Genomic DNA, 16,455 nt, shown 5'->3' with positions numbered 1-16,455 from the left:
GGCTGTAAATGCCATAAGCCCCGCCCTGGGCTCGCGGAGCTCGCCCGGCGGGGCTTCACCTGCTCGCGTGGGCAGGGTCCGAGTTGCGGCGAGCGGGCAGGTGCCGCGGGACTCCTTCGAGCGCGTCCACGGGTGAGGGTTGCGCGTGGACGGAGGATCACGAGCGGTTGAAGCCCCGTTCGGTGCCGCGTGAGCGGCGCCGAGACGGGGCTTATGGCCCTTCCAGCCGCGGGCTTTAGCCCGTGGCGGCTCGCGGAGCTCGCCCGGCGGGGGCTTCAACCCGCGTGCATTGCCCCGCCGGCATTGGCGAACAACCCGTGCATCGCCCCGCCCGCAACGGGCATCAACCCGCGTGCATCAACCCGCCAGTGTGGACCTATCGCGATGCCGCGGCGGTACATTCGCCGCCTCAATGCGTTGATGATGCGGATCGGCGAGCGCCGTCCGGCTTGCGCGGAGAGCGCGCGGGGGTGAATCTGTCACGCTTCACGCGCGGTGGATCAGGATTGATGGCGACGGCGGACGCGCGGCGGTGCGCCGGCACGCGGGGCGCTTTTTCCCGGAATCGACATACGCAGACGGATGGAAGACGAGACGAGAGGCACCCGGCGCCCGGCACCCGACGCCTTCGAGCGCGAGGTGGACACGGACCTGGACGACCGCACGGACGACAAGCCGAGCGGAATGCCGCTGCACACCAAGATCCTGATCGGGCTGGTGGCGGGCGCCGGGCTGGGCCTTGCCGCCAACGCCGTGATGGGCGCGGACGACCCCGCCCTGGCGTGGGTGGTGCGCAACCTTGCCCAGCCCATCGGCGGGCTGTTCGTGCGGCTGCTGCTGATGATCGTCATCCCCCTGGTCTTCTCCGCGCTCGTGGTGGGCGTCGCGGGAGTGGGGGACGTGCGCAAGCTGGGGCGCGTGGGGGCCAAGGCGTTCGGCTACACGTTGGTCGTCTCCGCCATCTCGGTGGTCATCGGCATCACGCTGGCCAACACCATCCGCCCGGGCGACCGCGTGTCGGCGACGACGGAGGCCGCGCTGAAGGCCCGCTACGGCGAGCAGGCGCAGGCGCGCGTGGAGGCCACCGTCGCCGACAAGCCCGCGGCGCCGACCCCGCGGCTCACCACAGTGGTGGAGACGCTGATCCCGGCCAATCCCATCCACGCCGTAGCGGGCCCCACGCCCAACCTGCTGCACCTGATGTTCTTCGCGCTGGCGCTGGGGGTGGCGTGCACCCTGGTGCGCGCGGCGGTGGTGGCGCCGTTCCTCAAGGTGATGGAGTCGCTCTTCGAGATCTCGGTAAAGCTCATCGAGATCATCATGAAGATGGCGCCCATCGCCGTGTTCGCCCTGCTGTTCGCCAACACGGCGGGGTTCGGGCTCGATCTTCTGGGCACGCTTGCGTGGTTCATGCTCACGGTGCTGCTGGGGCTCGCCATCCAGATGTTCGGCGTGTACTCGCTCTCCGTGAAGCTGCTGTCGAAGATCTCCCCGGTGGAGTTCTTCCGGCGGATCAAGACGGTGATGCTGACGGCGTTCAGCACCTCTTCCAGCAACGCCACGCTCCCCACGGCGCTGCGGGTGAGCGAGCAGAACCTGGGCGTGCCCCCGCAGATCAACTCGTTCGTGCTCACCGTGGGCGCCACGGCCAACCAGAACGGGACGGCGCTGTACGAGGGGGTCACGGTGCTGTTCCTGGCGCAGGTCGCGGGGGTTGACCTGTCGCTGGCGCAGCAGATCACGGTGGCGTACATGGCCATCATCGGCGGCATCGGCACGGCGGGGGTGCCGTCGGGGTCCATTCCGTTCATCATCGTGGTGCTGGCCGGCATCGGGGTGAACCCGGCGCTCATCGGCATCATCCTGGGCGTGGACCGCATCCTGGACATGTGCCGCACCACGCTGAACGTGGCCGGCGACATCACCATCGCCACCTACGTCGCGCGCTCCGAGGGCTATCCGCTGCTCGACGAGCCCGGCTCCGCGGCCATCCCGCGCGCGGCGGCGGTGGTGTAGGTCGTTGTGAACCGGGCCGCCACGGGTTGAGGCCGCCACCGGTTGAACCGCCACGGGCTAAAGCCCGTGGCTAGAAGGGCCATAAGCCCCGTCTCGGCGCCGCTCACGCGGCACCGAACGGGGCTTCAACCGCTCGTGATCCTCCATCCACGCGGCGTCCCTCCGCACGGACGCGATCGAACGGTCCGGCGGCACTTCGGCCTTCGCCCGCGCCTCGGATACCGCCCACGCGAGCAGGTGAAGCCCCGCCGGGCGAGCTCCGCGAGCCCAGGGCGGGGCTTATGGCATTTCTAGCCGCGGGCTTTAGCCCGTGGCGGCCCAGATGGCGAGCCCCCCGCCTTGACCGCACCCGCCCGCGCACCGCATTCTCCCCCATCATCCGCATCGCATCGCGCATCCGCCCCACCCGCCACGTCCGTCCGCATCCCATGCTCAGAAAGCTGCTCTACGTTCTCGCGGGGCTGTTCGCGTTGCTGCTGATCGCCGTTCTGGGCGGGCGGTGGTGGCTGGGGCGCTCGCAGCCGGACCCCTCGCGCGGGGCGGCGCTGGCGGGGCTGCGCGCGCCGGTCGAGGTGTGGCGCGACTCGCTGGCCGTGCCGCACGTGTGGGCCCGGAACGAGGAAGACCTGTTCCGCGCCATGGGCTACGTGCACGCGCAGGACCGCCTCTTTCAGATGGAGATGTTCCGGCGCGTGGCCGACGGGCGGCTGGCGGAGATCCTGGGCGCGGACCTGGTGGATACCGACAAGTTCCTGCGCACCGTGGGGATGGGGCGCAGCGCGGCGCAGAACGAGGCGCGGCTGGCCCCCGAGCACCGGCGGGCGCTGCAGGCGTACGCGGACGGCGTGAACGCGTGGATGCGCGGCCACGGCGGTCCGCTGCCGCCGGAGTTCGTCACCCTGCGCTTCAAGCCCGAGCCGTGGACCGTCCGCAACACCCTTTCCATCGCCAAGATCATGGCGTGGGACCTGGCGGACTGGGAGCTGGGGCTGAACCTGCAGCGCGCCGTGGACAACGTGGGCGCCGACCGGGCCCGCGAGCTCTTTCCCTTCTACCCCGACTCCGGCGTCACCATCCTGGGCGCCGACGCGCAGTGGCAGGGCCGCGGCGCGCCCCCGCGGCCGCTCTCCCCCGCCCCGTCCCCGCGCGTGGGCCAGGTTCCCCTCCCCGACGTGCCGAAGCTCGCGCTGGAGCTGCTGGAGACGGTGAGCGCGTCCAACGCCTCCAACTCGTGGGTCATCGGCGGATCGCGGACCAGGTCGGGAAAACCCATCCTCGCCAACGACATGCACCTGGGGCTGCGGGCGCCGTCCATCTGGTACCTGGCCGCGCTGCACGGCGGCGCCTTCAACGTGGCGGGGATGACACTCCCCGGCGTCCCCGTCGTCGTGGCCGGGCACAGCGACCGCGTGGCGTGGGGCTACACCAACGCCATGGTGGACGACGTCGACTTCTTCATCGAGCAGGTGGATTCAACCCACCCCGGCCGCTACCGCACCCCCGGCGGCTGGGCCGAGATGACCGTCCGCCCCGAGACCATCCAGGTAAAGGGCGGGCAGCCGATCGTGCACAACGTGCGGACGACGCGCCACGGGCCCGTGCTCAGCGACGCGGACGAGCGGGGCGGCAGCCGCGTGCTGGCCATGCAGTGGACGGCGTACGAGCCGTCGACGGAGGTGGTGGCGCTGCTGGGGATGAACACGGCACGCAACGCGGACGAGTTCACCACCGCGCTGCGCGGCTTCAACAACCCGCACCAGAACGTGGTCTTCGCCGACCGCGAGGGGCGGTTCGGGTACTGGATGGGGGGCCGCGTCCCCATCCGCCGCAGCGGCGACGGGGTGCTGCCGCAGCCGGGGTGGACGGGCGCGGCGGACTGGACGGGATGGCTCTCGTTCGACCAGCATCCGCACGTGCTGAACCCGGCGGACGGCTTCGTCGTCACCGCCAACAACCGGCAGGTGGGCGATGAGTATCCGCACCTCATCACCAGCAACTGGGCCGAGCCGTGGCGCGCCGCCCGCATCCGCCAGATGGTGGAGGCCGGCCGCGGGCTGACGGCGGCGGACGTGGCGCGCCAGCAGATGGACGTGCGCGACCTCTTCGCCCTGCGCCACCTCCCGCGCGCCGTGCGGGCCGCCGACGCCGCCGGCCTGGCGGACGCCGCCCGCGAGCTGCGCGCGTGGAACGGCGAGGCGCGGGTGGATTCGCGCGGCGCGGCGCTCTTCTACACCTGGTTCGACGAGCTGCGCACCCGCGTGGGTGCGGACGAATTCCGCGGCAAAAACGTGTACTTTCCGCGCACCACGCTGGACCGCATCCTGGCGCAGGGCGGCGGCACGTGGGTGGACGACGTGACGACGGCCCAGACGGAGACGCTGGACGGCCTCGCCGCCGACGCCATGCGCACCGCGGTGCAGGCGGTGGGCGCAAAGCGGTGGGGGGAGATGCACACCACCTCCATCGGCCACCCCATGGGCGTGGTGGCCGCGCTGGACCGCGCGTTCCAGCTGAACATCGGCCCCTTTCCCAACGCGGGATCGTACTACACGGTCAACGTGAGCGGATGGGGAAGCCGCAAGCCGCCGTTTGCCAACGCGTACGGCGCCAGCCAGCGCCACGTGGTCGACATGGCCGATCCGGACGGCGGCGGCGGGTTCGTGATCCCGACGGGCCAGAGCGGCATCCCTTTCAGCCGCCACTACCGCGACCAGACGCCCCTGTGGCGCGAAGGCCGCCTCTGGCGGATCCCGCTGGACCGCGGCAAGGCCGAAGCGCGCGCCGTCAGCCGGATGACGCTGCGACCCGGGGGGTGAAGGGGTGAAGGGGTGAAGGGGTGAACGGGAGGGATGAGCGCGAGAGGATGAGCGGATAAACCCGCTGCTGGAAAAGCGAGAAGCCCCGTCTCGACGACGCTGACGCGTCGCCGAACGGGGCTTCAACCGCTCGTGATCTTCCGGCCACGCGCAACCCTGACTTCCTGAGGGAGCTCCGCGCCGGACCTTCCTCTACACCAGACCCGGCGCGCGACCGAAGGACCTCGCCTGCACCACGACGGGCCATCCACGCGCCTCGGACCGTGCCCACGCGAGCAGGTGAAGCCCCGTTCGGTGAGCGCAGCGAACCGAGACGGGGCTTATCGCAGTCCCAGCAGCGGGTTTACCCGCTCATCTGGCCCCGCTCATCTGGCCCGGCTCATCTGGCCCGGCGCTCGCCTCGGCCGGCTCGGAGCCGGCTGAGGCGAGACGCGCCTGCGGCTACAATCCGCGAAGGCGGATTTCGCGCCTTTCCAGCGGCGAATTCATTCGCTCCTGGAAGGGGGTGCGCCGCTCAGTCCACCTTTACGAACTTCTCCAGCTCCTTCGCGAAATCCCGCGGATGCTCCCAGTGCGGCGCGTGGCCGGTTTCGGCGTAGACGGAGAGGGTGGCGTTGGGGATCGCCGCGATCAGCGCGTCCTGCTCCGCGCGGGGAAAGATGCCGTCGTGCTCGCCCCAGATCACCAGCGTCGGCGCGATGATCTCGTCCAGATCGGCCGCGTTGTCGGTGGCGATCAGGCCGTCCAGCACGTCCTTCCACACCTGCGCCGGCAGCTTCAGGCTCTCGCCCGTGGCGGTCTGCAGGAAGTCCTGCGGGACGGGCTGAAAGACGGTGCTCGCCTGGAACTCGTAGGCGAAGTCGTACGGAACGGGATCGGTGAGCGTCTGCACCACGTCGCGCAGGCCCAGGATCACCTCGTTGGCCGCCACCGTCCCGGACCCCACCAGCACCAGCTTCTTCACGCGCTCCGGATACCGGATCGCCACCGTCTGCGCGATGAAGCTGCCCATCGAGTGCCCCACCACCGTCGCCTGCTCGATGCCGAGCGCCTGCATGAACGCGTCGACGTCCGCCGCGAAGTCGCCGCCGGTGTAGCTGCCCGGACGGTCGCTGTCGCCGTGGCCGCGCTGGGTGATGGAGATGGCGCGGTACCTGGGCGCCAGCAGCGGCAGCACGCGGCTGTAGCTGAACCACGAGTCGGTGTAGCCGTGCAGCAGGATGATCGGCTCGCCGTCGGGCCGGCCCGTCTCGGCGTACTGCAGCCGCACGCCGCTGGGCAGCGTCACCTCGCGCAGCTGCACCTGGTGCGCGGCGGCGGGCGCAGCGTCCGCCAGCGCCGCCTCACGCGGCGCGGCGACCGGATTGGAATCGCACGCGGTGGCGGCAACGATCAGCATCGTGGGCAGCACGATGCGGTGGAACCTGTGGAGGATGTTCATGAGAGTGGTGTCGATAGGCTGGATTGCGAGCCCCGCCCGGAGATGGCGGCTGGCGTCGCAGCCTTAACGACTGAACCCGCGGATTTTATGACAGGGATTCTCGCAGACCGTGTGAAAAACGGCATCTCCTCTCGAACGACACCCCATCTGTCATTCCGAGGGAGCGCCCGCTCCACACCATCCGCCACGCAGAGGCCAGCGCGCGACCGAGGAATCTACCTTCGGAATTCTCGTAAACATTCGCCGCACCTCCACGCCCGCGGCCGCAATCCGTTGCGGACGCGCAGGTGCTCGGGACACCATCTATCGCCGGGCCGCCGAGTCCGCGAAGGCGGACTTTGCGATTTTCCAGCGGCGAATTCATTCGCTCCCGCGGGCGGACGAAAAGTTACCGGATTAGCATCGCAACGAGCATCATTCGCTCCCGGAACCCGCGGAACGCGCCGGAGCCGCCCGCATCGCCTGCATCACACCCACATCGTGAACACCGCCACCTCCGGCCGCGCGCCAAAGCGCACCGGCGCCACCGACGTGCCGATCCCGCGCGACACGTACAGCGGCACCTGGCCGGCATCGCGAAACCAGCCGCGCACGTAGCGCCCGCTCCCCCGCGGCAGCACGGGCGTCCAGCCGAAGACGTTCACCTGCCCGCCGTGGGTGTGGCCGCTCAGCATCAGCGTGGCGCCCTGGAACGAGGCGGACGGCGACGCCGGCCGCTTCAGCACCGAAGGCGCGGCGGCGTGCAGAAGCAGGTCGCGGTGCTCGGGGCAGTGCGCCAGCACCAGGTGCGCGTCGGCCTGTGACGGCCCGCCCAGCGCCTTCCCCGCGTCCGGCGTTCCGCCGATCAGGTCGTCCAGCCCCGTGAGCCGGATGGACCGCCCTCCCGCCCGGTGCACGGCGAAGTCGTTGACCAGCAGCCGGCAGCCGGCGGCGCGGTAGACGGCCGCGAGCGCGTCCAGGTCCACCCGGCCCCAGTGCTCCCAGTTGCCCAGGATGGCGTACTTGGGCGCAGCGCGGTCCAGCAGCGCCAGGAACGCCGCCAGATCGCGCAGCCCGTCCGCCCGGTCCACCGAGTCGCCCGTCAGCAGGATGAAGTCCGGCGCCAGCCGCCCGACCTCCGCCGCGATCCGCCGGTGCATCCCCCCGACCTCGTGAAGGTGCAGGTCCGTAAGCTGGACGAAGCGCACCGCGCGCTGGTCCGGCGAGGTGCGCGCGTTGGCCGCGTGGTGCGTGAACTCCACGCGCCGCGGCTCCACGATGGACGCGTCCGCCGCCAGCGCCGCCGCCGCGGAGCCCCCGGCGAGAGCGAGAAAGCGGCGGCGGTTCATCCGCACGGAAAAGCCGGCCGGCGGAGCGGGTCCGCCGGCCGGCTGATCGGGATGGGGCGCATCGCGCGTCCGCAGCTCAGGCGCGCGAGAACTTGGCCGGCACCCGCTCGCCGCGCTGCAGCGTGAACCAGAACGCCGCCGCCGTGGCGATCAGCAGCACGCTGATGAGCTGCGCCACCGAGAACATCCCCAGAAAGCGGTCGTCCTTGGCGCGGAAGATCTCGACGATGAACCGCTCCACTCCCGCCAGCGCCAGCCACGCAAAGAACAGCCGCCCCGGCGTGGCCGCCAGCCGCGGGCGCAGCTGGATGAGGATCGCCAGCACGATGAGCGTCATCCCCGTCTCGTACAGCTGCGTGGGATGCACCGCCAGCACCGTGCCGTCGGGGACGGACGCGGGCACGTCCACGCCAAAGGCGCGCAGGTTGCCGGCGGTGGAGGGCGGCGCGCCCTGCGGAAAGGCCACGGCCCAGGGCGCGTCGGTCGGGGCGCCGTAGTCGTCGCCGACCAGGAAGCAGCCCACGCGGCCGATGGCGTACCCCAGCGCCAGCCCGGGCGCCACGGCATCCGCATACTTCCAGATGGGCAGCTTGAGCTGCCACAGCCGGAACAGCACCGCCAGCGCCCCCCCGATGAACCCGCCGTACCACACCAGCCCCGACCGCGAGAGCAGCGCGCCCCAGGGGTTCGCCGCCGTTTCGCCAAAGTGCAGGAACAGGTAGTAGATCTTGGCCCCCAGGATGCCGCCGATGGCCGCCCACCCCGCCAGGTCCCACGCGTACTCGGGGTTCTCTCCCTGCCGCTTCAGGTTGCGCGCGACGAGCCACGCCGCCGCGAGAAACGACAGCGCGATGCTGGCGCCAAAGCTGGTGACCTGAAAGCCGCCGATCTCGAACAGGATGGGGAACATCGCGGGGGACGGGCTGTGGGGGACGTGCCGATGCCAGCGTGCGCCCGGAGGATGGGAACACCTGTCTCACATAAACTTACGCCGATTTCCCCCCGCGGTAAAGGCATGCGAGGGGAGATGAGTGCATCCGGCTGGTGGCGGTGCGAAGGAGATCGAACTGCGTCCGCCAGCGCCCCCCACCCCGGCCCTCCCCCGCAAACAGCGCGGGGGAGGGTGACGCGCCCGAAAGAGTTTTCGGAGCGGGATCGAAGTTCAACCTCCCCCAGCAGTTTGGGGGAGGGGCGAGCCTAAGCGAGCGGAGGGGGCGCCGGCGGACGCGCCCGACAGCCCGTCGAAGCGAAATCGAATGCTCCCCTCTCCCCGAGGAACGAGGGGGGAGGGGCCGGGGGCATAGGCGCTAACTTAAGCAATTTGAAGCGCTCGCAACCCTCACTTTGTGCAAAGGCGGTGGCGTAGATCACGCTCAAAACGCCATTGAGCGGCCAACACCCAAACACTTGGTGAGCTAAAGTTAACGCCTATTGGGGCCGGGGGAGGGGCCCGCCTCCGACGCAGCACGATCCCTTTCGTCGAGCCGAATCCCCTTCACCCCTTCACCCCTTCACCCCTTCACCCCTTCACCCGCTCACCCGCTCACCCTCGCTCCGAAAACCCCCGCCGCGTCCAGATCACGATCGTCCCGCACTGCACCCACCGCGTCGTGAACTCCGCCGGCGTGTCCGACTCGCCGCGGTACACCTCGATCCCCTCCACCTCTTCGGCGTTCACGTAGTCGTCGATGGGGTGGTCGCGGCCGCGCGCGCCGAACATCCCCGGCTCGTTGATCCGCATTCCGTCCACGAAGAACACCACGCTGCAGCGGTCGCCGCTGCTTCCCTGCGAGAACGATGACCCCGACCGCCCCATCCGCTGCGGCGCCGCGTTCAGGTTGGGGATGTTGCGCAGCATGTCGGTGACCCGCACCGGGTGCCGCGCCTCGATCTCCTCCCTCGTGATGAAGCGGCCGGCCCCGTTCTGCATCCGCGCGTAGTAGCCGCGCAGCACCGGGCTTACGTCGCGGGTGGAGCGCGACACCACCGTCACCGGCGCCAGCACCACGCTGGCCGCCGCCAGCCGCACCTCCAGCTCCACCACCGAGTCCGCCGACAGCGCCAGCGCCCCCACCACCTCGCGGTACCCCACGCGGCTGGCGCGCATGCGGTACGGCCCGGGGCTCACGTCGTGGAACGCAAAGCCGCCCGCGCTGTCCGTCTGCACCGCGCGCTGCCAGCGGCCGCGGTTGGCCGAGATCACCACCGTGCCCCGGGGGATGGGTCCGCCGCCGCCGGCGTCCAGCAGCGTGCCGCGCACCAGCGTCTGCGCGTCTGCCGGCGGAGACAAAAGGAGGGCGAGGGCCGCGGCGGCGGCCAGCAGGAGCACGCGTGGGGCGCGCATGAGGGGACCTCCCGGCGACGGGTGGCGGAGGGGACCGCGGCGGGCGGCGCTCCCCACAGGGGGAACGGCCCGCCCGGCGCGGTTCTGACGCGCCGCAAGCGGCGCGCCCGCGCTCAGTCGAACATGTCCCAGGCGCGCTCCAGGTCCTGCCGCGAGTACACGCGAAAGGCCGTGAGCGTGTTGGTGCGCTCGATTCCCTGCACCTGGGCGATCTCTTCGGTCACGATCTCGGCGATGCGGTCGTACTCCTTCACCCGCAGCACCGCGATCAGGTCCCAGTCGCCCGAGACGGAGTAGACCTCGGCCACGCCGCCGATCCCCGCGATGCGGCGGGCCAGGGCGGGAACGTCGCCGGGAACGGCGCGGATCAGCACGACGGCGGCAACCATCAGACTCCTCCCGTTCGGGGTACTTCGGTGGATGGTGCTTCGGTGGATGGTGCTTCGGTGGATGGTGCTTCGGCGGGCGGGCCCGCGCGCCGGGGCAGCAGCCACAATCCCGCGGCCAGCAGCAGCGCGCCCCCCGCCACCGTGGGCCAGGCCAGCTCTTCGTCCCGGAACGCCAGCTTCTGCAGCGCCGGCTGCCACAACAGCGCCACCACGAAGGCGTTGTTCAGCAGGTGCATCAGCATACTCGCGAAAATCGATCGCGAGTGCCAGACCACCCACCCCATCAGCAGGCCGATGAACGCCGTGGGCAAAAAGCGCAGCGCCGTCTCGAACGAAAGGTGAAAGGCGCCGAACACGGCCGCCGAGAGCGCCACCGCCGTCCATCCCCGCATCTCGCGCCCCAGCGACTGCAGCAGCACGCCGCGGAACACCAGCTCCTCGCACACCGCCGGCGTGAGCGCGGCGATGAAGAACAGCCAGAGGGCGCGCCGCGTGTCCGCCGCCGTCAGCATCTCCTGCAGCGGCATCAGGCTTTCCAGCCCGCCCTCGAACATCCGCATCTCCAGCCAGACGATCAGCCAGCCGACGGGAATGCCCCCCAGCGCGATCATCGCCGCCGCCAGCAGCGTCCGCGCCGACGGGGCGCGGATCGCCAGCGTCCTGCGCACGTCGTACGGCCCCAGCGCGGCGAAGGCGACGGCGGGGAGGGCCAGGAGCAGCCACTGCGAGGCGAGCAGCCCCCGCTCGCCCAGCGACCCCTGCAGCCGCGTCCCCAGGTGAAAGTACAGCAGGGCGATGCCGGCGATAAAGGCCATCGCCTCCGCGGGAAGGGGAATGCCGCGCTCCGCCGTCCGCCAGCCGCGCATCCGCTCCCCCCATCCCCCGCCCTTCACCGCCTGCCCCGACCCGCCGCCGAACAGCACCTCCTCGCGCCCGAACGCCCGCGCGGCGAACACCAGCGCCAGCGCCGCGTACCCGATCGTCGCCAGGACGGAGAGGATCGACGGAACCAGCGGCGGATCGCCCGTCATCAGCTCGCGGAAGAACATCGCGACTCCGACGACGGGGACCAGCGCCAGCGCGGGGGTAAAGTCGATCCCCGGCAGGGTGACGATGAACAGCGGCAGCGTGGCCCCCAGCTGCGCCGGCGTCAGCGCGTTCTGCGCCTCCTTGAAGGATTGCGCGCGCACCGCCAGCCCCAGGAAGACGGCGGCGAAGAGCACCGCCAGCGGCACCAGCGCCAGCAGCACCAGCAGCGCGGACCCGGCCGGCATGGTAAAGCGGATCTGCGCCGCCGTGCCGAAGCGAAAGATGCCGGACTGAAAGGTCAGCAGCATGCTGGCCAGGTTGGCCGCCGCCGCCGCCATCCCGATCAGCGCCACGGCGGCGAACTTCCCCGCCACGATCTCGTGCGCGGGGACGGGCGCGGTCAGCAGCGTTTCCAGCGTGCCGCGCTCCTTTTCCCCCGCCGCCAGGTCGATGGCGGGGTAGAAGGCGCCCAGCAGCGTCATCATCACCAAGATCAACGGCAGGAAGCGGCCCAGCGCGTATCCGCCCGCCTCCTCCGCCGTGGCCACGGACGAGTCCGCCACCGCCAGCGGCGTGGCGAAGGTCGGCGGCAGCCCGGCGCTTCGCAGTCGCACCGCGAGCAGCGTGTCGCTCCAGGCGTCCAGCCGCGCGTCCGCCAGCTCCTGCGCGCGCCGCGAGCGGTCGTCCGACGCATCGAAGAGGATGCGCGCGTGGCGCGAGCCGTCCGCCTGCGCCGGCGCCGCGGTGACGAGGACGGCGGCCTCCACCTTCCCTTCGCGCACCGCCGCCACCGTGGCGCTCTCGGCGCTGAAGACGCGGATGGCGCTGTCGCCGTCCATGAACCGCACCAGCGCGGGATCGGCCCCCGCGATCGCGACCTTCGCCGGCTCGGCGCTCAGCCGCTTCTGCCCGAAGATGGCCAGCTGCTGCACCAGCACCAGGATGGCCGGATACAGCAGCGTGGGCAGCACCAGCATCATGAACAGCGTGCGGCGGTCGCGGATGGTCTCGCGCAGCTCCTTCGCCAGCACCGTGCGCACCGTCGTCCAGCGCATCACGCCGCCCCCCGCGCGATGGTGAGGAAGGCGCGGGCCAGGTTGGGCTCGCCGCTGCGGGCCACGATCTCGTCCGCCGTCCCCTCCTCCACCAGCCGTCCGCCGGCCAGGATCCCCACGCGGTCCGCCAGCAGCTCCACCTCGCTCATGTGGTGGGTGCTGAAGAGGACGGCCCGTCCGCGGGTGCGCGCATCGGCCACGAAGTCGTAGATGGCCTGCCCGCTCAGCACGTCCAGCCCCAGCGTGGGCTCGTCCAGCACCAGCGCGGGCGGGTCGTGCACCGCCGCGCGGGCGATGCTCACCCGCTGCCGCTGCCCCGTGGACAGCCGCCCGCACAGCTGGTCCGCGAAGTCGCCGATGGCGAACCGCCGCACCGCATCCTCCACCCGCTCCTCCAGCTGGTCCTCCGCCACCCCCTGCAGCCGCGCGAAGTAGCGCAGCAGCTCGCGGGCGGTGAGGCGCGCGTACAGCCCCATCGACGCCGCGAGAAAGCCCAGCCGGCGCCGCACCTCCAGCGGATGCGTGCGCGCGTCGAATCCCCCGATGCGCGCCGTGCCGTCGGTGGGCGCCAGCAGCGTGGCCAGGCAGCGCAGCGCGGTGGTCTTCCCCGCCCCGTTGGCGCCCAGGAGCGCGTACACCTCTCCCGGCGCCACGCGCAGCGACAGCCCGCGCACCGCCGCGAACCCGCCGTAGGACTTGGAGAGGTTGTCGAACTCGATCAACGGAGGGGCGAGTGCGTGAGTGCGTGAGTGCGGAAGTGCGTCAGTGCGGGAGTGGGGATGCGCCGGAAAGATATGTCGCGCGGCGTCGGAGGGCGAGGCGGGGGACGGTGAACGGGTGAACGGGTGAACGGGTGAAGGGGTGGGCGGGTGGGCGGGTGGGCGGGTGAACGGGGTGAAGGGGTGAACGGGGAATGGTCGTGCCGAGGGCGATGTTCTCGCCCCCCGACCACGGGCTAAAGCCCGCGGCTGGAAATGCCATAAGCCCCGCCCTGGGCTCGCGGAGCTCGCCCGGCGGGGCTTCACCCGCTCGCGTGGGCGGCGTCCGAGGTGCGGCGAAGGGCGGAGGTGCCGGCGGAGCGGTTCGATCACGTCCACGGGCGAGGGTTGCGCGTGGACGGAGGATCACGAGCGGTTGAAGCCCCGTTCGGTGCCGCGTGAGCGGCGCCGAGACGGGGCTTATGGCCCTTCCAGCCGCGGGCTTTAGCCCGTGGCGTGGGGTCGCGCAACCGCGTAAGATCGCGTTCCCCTTCACCCCTTCACCCCGCCGCCGCGATCGCCCGCACCACGTCATCGATCCCCGCCTTCATCCGCGCGGACGGCTGGCCGCTTCCGTTGGCGATGATGCAGAAGATCACCTCGCGCCCGTCCGGCATGGTCACGAACCCGCTGAGCGAGTCCACGTTGCCGATGTACCCCGTCTTGGCCGCCACCCGCCCGCGCAGGTCCGTAAGCCGGCTGCGCAGCGAGCCGTCCTGCGCGCCCGACACCGGCAGCGCGCGGCGCACGACCGCCTGGCGCGGGGTACGGCGCACGTAGTCCAGCAGCCGCACCAGCGCCCGCGGCGTCACCAGGTTGCCCGAGGACAGGCCCGACCCGTCGCGCAGCACGAAGTCGGCCGAGTCGATCCCCACCACGTCCGTCAGGAACGCGCGCTCCACCGCCAGCCCCGCGCTCCAGCTTCCCTCGCCGCGCACCTCGCGCCCCAGCGTCTTCACCAGCAGCTCGGCGAACCAGTTCTGGCTGTTCATCAGCACCGGGCCAATGGCCTGCGGCAGCGGCGGCGACCGCCACTCCACCACCGGCGCCAGCCCGCCGATCGTCGACGACGCCGGGTCCGAGACGATGCGCACCGCGTCGCGCCCCACCTCGATCCCGCGGCGCTCCAGCACCTCGCGGAACACCGTGCCCGTCCACCGCGCCGGGTTGTCCACCGCGAACGACTCGCTGCTGGCGCCCGTGCCCAGCGGGATCTGCCCGTAGGCGCGCACGGCGCCAGGGCCCGGTCCGCGCTCCAGGTCGAACGTGTGCCGCCCGCCCGACGCAATGGTGCGCGACGCGTTCTGCAGCGTGTACGCGCCGCTGGCGGGCGAGCCCGTGATCCGCGCCGGCGCCCCGGCTACGGCGCCCGGCTCGATGCGGAAGTCGATGGAGTTGTCGTTGAACCCCAGCGCCCCCACCGGCGCCGCGTACCACCAGCGCAGGTCGTACGCCTCCCAGTCGCCGCGCACGTACTCGCCGTCCATCCAGCTCTCGTCCGCCACGATCCCCCCCGTGATGCGGCGGATGCCGTGCGCCCGCAGCGAGTCGGCCAGGCTGTCGAACACCGCGGTGCGGCTGGGAAAGTAGCGCGCGCTGATCATGGGGTCGCCGCGGCCGTAGAGCACCAGGTCGCCCTCCAGCGTGCCGTCGCGCACGGTGCCCGCCGCGTACAGGCCGGTGCGAAAGCGGTGCTCCGGGTCCAGGTGGTGCGCCGCCGCCGCGGAGACGATGAGCTTGAGGTTGCTGGCGGGGATGAACAGCCGCTCGGCGTTGCGCGCGTACAGCGTCTGGCCGGTGGATGCGTCGCGCACCTCGATGCCCCAGTGCGCCCGCGCCAGGTGCGGACGCGCCAGCACCGAGTCGATGCGGGCGGCCAGCCGCGAATTCGCGGGCGCGGAAGTGGCGTAGCTGCGTGAAGCTGCTACATTGCCCCCGCGCGGCGCCTGCGCCGAGAGCGGCACGATCGCCGCAAGGGCCAGCAGGGCGGCCCCGGCGCGGCGCGAATTCATCAGACGGAGAATGGGCACGGATGTCATCGGGGTGGGTGGGGACCGCATGAGCGAAATTCTTTTCGCGGACGACGACGACGAGCTGCGCCGGATGGTCGGCGACCTGCTTCGGCACGCCGGGCACTCGGTGCGCGTGGCCGAAAACGGCACCGTCGCGCTGGCCGAGGTGCGCCGCGCGGCGCCGGACCTGGTGATCCTGGACTACCGGATGGGCAACCCGGACGGCTTTACCGTCTGCCGCACCATCAAGGACGATCCGCGCGTGGCGCACGTCCCGGTCCTCATCCTGACCGGCGAGTCGCGCATCGAGGACCGGCTGGGCGGCTTCGAGGCCGGGGCCGACGACTACCTGGCCAAGCCCTTCGACGCGCGCGAGCTGCTGGCCCGCGTCACCGCCCTGCTGCGCCAGGCCCAGCGCGCGCTGGACCGCAACCCCACCACGGGACTTCCCGGCGGCGAGGCCATCCAGCGCGAGATCGAGCGGCGGCGGGTGGAGGCGGCGCCCTTTTCCGTGGTCTACTTCGATCTGGACGACTTCAAGCCCTTCGCCGACCGCTTTGGCTTCGCGGTGGCGGACGAGGCCATCCGCGAGGCCGGCCGCTCCATCGCCGCCACGGCCGAGGGGCGCAGCGACACCTTCGTGGGCCACGTGGGCGGCGACGACTTCGTCCTGGTGTGCCCCGCGGACGACGGGCGCGAGCAGGCCCGCATCGCCCGCGCGCGCTTTTCGCAGGCGCTTCCCAAACACGTGCCCGAGGACGCGGTGCGCGCGGGGGTGTACCGCGCCGCCGACCGCGCGGGGGTGGAGCGCGAGTTCAGCCTTACCCGCCTGTCCGCCGCCGTCATCCGCGTGGACCCGGCGCGCTGGACCAGCATGGAGCACCTGGGCGAGCGGGTCGCCGAAGCCAAGCACCGCGCCAAGGCCTCCGGCGCGGCCGGCATCGCCGAATCCGAGCTGTAGCCGGCGTACGCCCCACAATCTAATCGCCCCCGCGGGAGCCCCGAAAGCCGGGCCCCGCGGGGGCGATGTTTTTGCGCGCGAATCCGCAAAGGAGTACAGATACCAATCCGGCAAATGGTGTCATTCTGAGCCTGAGAGTGTGTTTAAGATCCCTGCGGTCGCGCTGGTCTGTCATTTCGAAGGAGGCGCCACACCGCACCATCGGCTCGCACGAAATCCGGCGCGCCGACTGAGAAATCTACTGTCTGCTGCTGGTGCCCCGCCGCACCGCTCCGGCACTGGCCCTGTCCGCCCGTGTCGTAGCCG

The 16,455-nt window shown here is 71.4% G+C and carries 11 protein-coding genes; 3 read left to right on the top strand and 8 right to left on the bottom strand.

The genetic code is table 11. The features are described from left to right. Positions 1–582 precede the first annotated feature (582 nt). Both VGC13_RS07040 and VGC13_RS07035 read left to right on the top strand, forming a co-directional pair. Positions 583–2,016, top strand: a complete 1,434-nt coding sequence (locus tag VGC13_RS07040) for a dicarboxylate/amino acid:cation symporter (protein WP_331124519.1) — start codon at positions 583–585, stop codon at positions 2,014–2,016. Positions 2,017–2,444: 428 nt separating this feature from the next. Continuing rightward, positions 2,445–4,832 carry a penicillin acylase family protein gene (locus VGC13_RS07035; protein ID WP_331124518.1) on the top strand — a complete coding sequence of 796 codons (2,388 nt, stop codon included), beginning with the start codon at positions 2,445–2,447 and terminating at the stop codon, positions 4,830–4,832. A gap of 514 nt (positions 4,833–5,346) precedes the next feature. On the opposite strand, the gene VGC13_RS07030 is transcribed toward VGC13_RS07035, so the two are convergent. The 8 genes from VGC13_RS07030 to dacB all read right to left on the bottom strand — a co-directional run bounded on the left by VGC13_RS07030 (position 5,347) and on the right by dacB (position 15,206). Continuing rightward, complete coding sequence (locus tag VGC13_RS07030; RefSeq protein ID WP_331124517.1) at positions 5,347–6,273, bottom strand: alpha/beta hydrolase; 927 nt, start codon at positions 6,271–6,273, stop codon at positions 5,347–5,349. A gap of 467 nt (positions 6,274–6,740) precedes the next feature. Continuing rightward, positions 6,741–7,601 (bottom strand): metallophosphoesterase, encoded by an 861-nt coding sequence (locus tag VGC13_RS07025; protein ID WP_331124573.1) that lies wholly within the window; start codon positions 7,599–7,601, stop codon positions 6,741–6,743. A 76-nt stretch (positions 7,602–7,677) separates the two neighbouring features. Next, positions 7,678–8,511, bottom strand: a complete 834-nt coding sequence (lgt, locus tag VGC13_RS07020) for a prolipoprotein diacylglyceryl transferase (protein WP_331124516.1) — start codon at positions 8,509–8,511, stop codon at positions 7,678–7,680. Positions 8,512–9,144: 633 nt separating this feature from the next. Continuing rightward, positions 9,145–9,945, bottom strand: coding sequence for a carboxypeptidase regulatory-like domain-containing protein (locus tag VGC13_RS07015; RefSeq protein WP_331124515.1), 801 nt, complete (start codon positions 9,943–9,945; stop codon positions 9,145–9,147). A gap of 113 nt (positions 9,946–10,058) precedes the next feature. After that, positions 10,059–10,334: an Lrp/AsnC ligand binding domain-containing protein gene (locus VGC13_RS07010; RefSeq protein WP_331124514.1), complete on the bottom strand. Its 276-nt coding sequence runs from the start codon at positions 10,332–10,334 to the stop codon at positions 10,059–10,061. Then, on the bottom strand, positions 10,334–12,418 hold the full coding sequence (locus tag VGC13_RS07005; protein WP_331124513.1) for an ABC transporter permease subunit/CPBP intramembrane protease: 2,085 nt from the start codon (positions 12,416–12,418) through the stop codon (positions 10,334–10,336). The genes VGC13_RS07010 and VGC13_RS07005 overlap by 1 nt, the downstream gene beginning before the upstream one ends. Next, a complete protein-coding gene (locus tag VGC13_RS07000) occupies positions 12,418–13,140 on the bottom strand; it encodes an ABC transporter ATP-binding protein (protein WP_331124512.1) in 723 nt (240 codons plus the stop codon). Before VGC13_RS07000 ends, VGC13_RS07005 begins: the two co-directional genes overlap by 1 nt. Positions 13,141–13,676: 536 nt before the next feature. Continuing rightward, positions 13,677–15,206, bottom strand: coding sequence for a D-alanyl-D-alanine carboxypeptidase/D-alanyl-D-alanine endopeptidase (gene dacB, locus VGC13_RS06995; protein ID WP_331124511.1), 1,530 nt, complete (start codon positions 15,204–15,206; stop codon positions 13,677–13,679). Positions 15,207–15,234: 28 nt separating this feature from the next. Between dacB and VGC13_RS06990 the strand changes: the two genes are divergently transcribed. After that, positions 15,235–16,149: a GGDEF domain-containing response regulator gene (locus tag VGC13_RS06990; protein WP_331124510.1), complete on the top strand. Its 915-nt coding sequence runs from the start codon at positions 15,235–15,237 to the stop codon at positions 16,147–16,149. Positions 16,150–16,455: the final 306 nt, after the last annotated feature.

It is taken from the genome of Longimicrobium sp. (assembly GCF_036399255.1).
Taxonomy (GTDB): Bacteria; Gemmatimonadota; Gemmatimonadetes; order Longimicrobiales; family Longimicrobiaceae; genus Longimicrobium.
The sequence above is the reverse complement of the archived record's forward strand: the minus strand, read 5'-3'. Positions and strand labels throughout refer to the sequence as shown.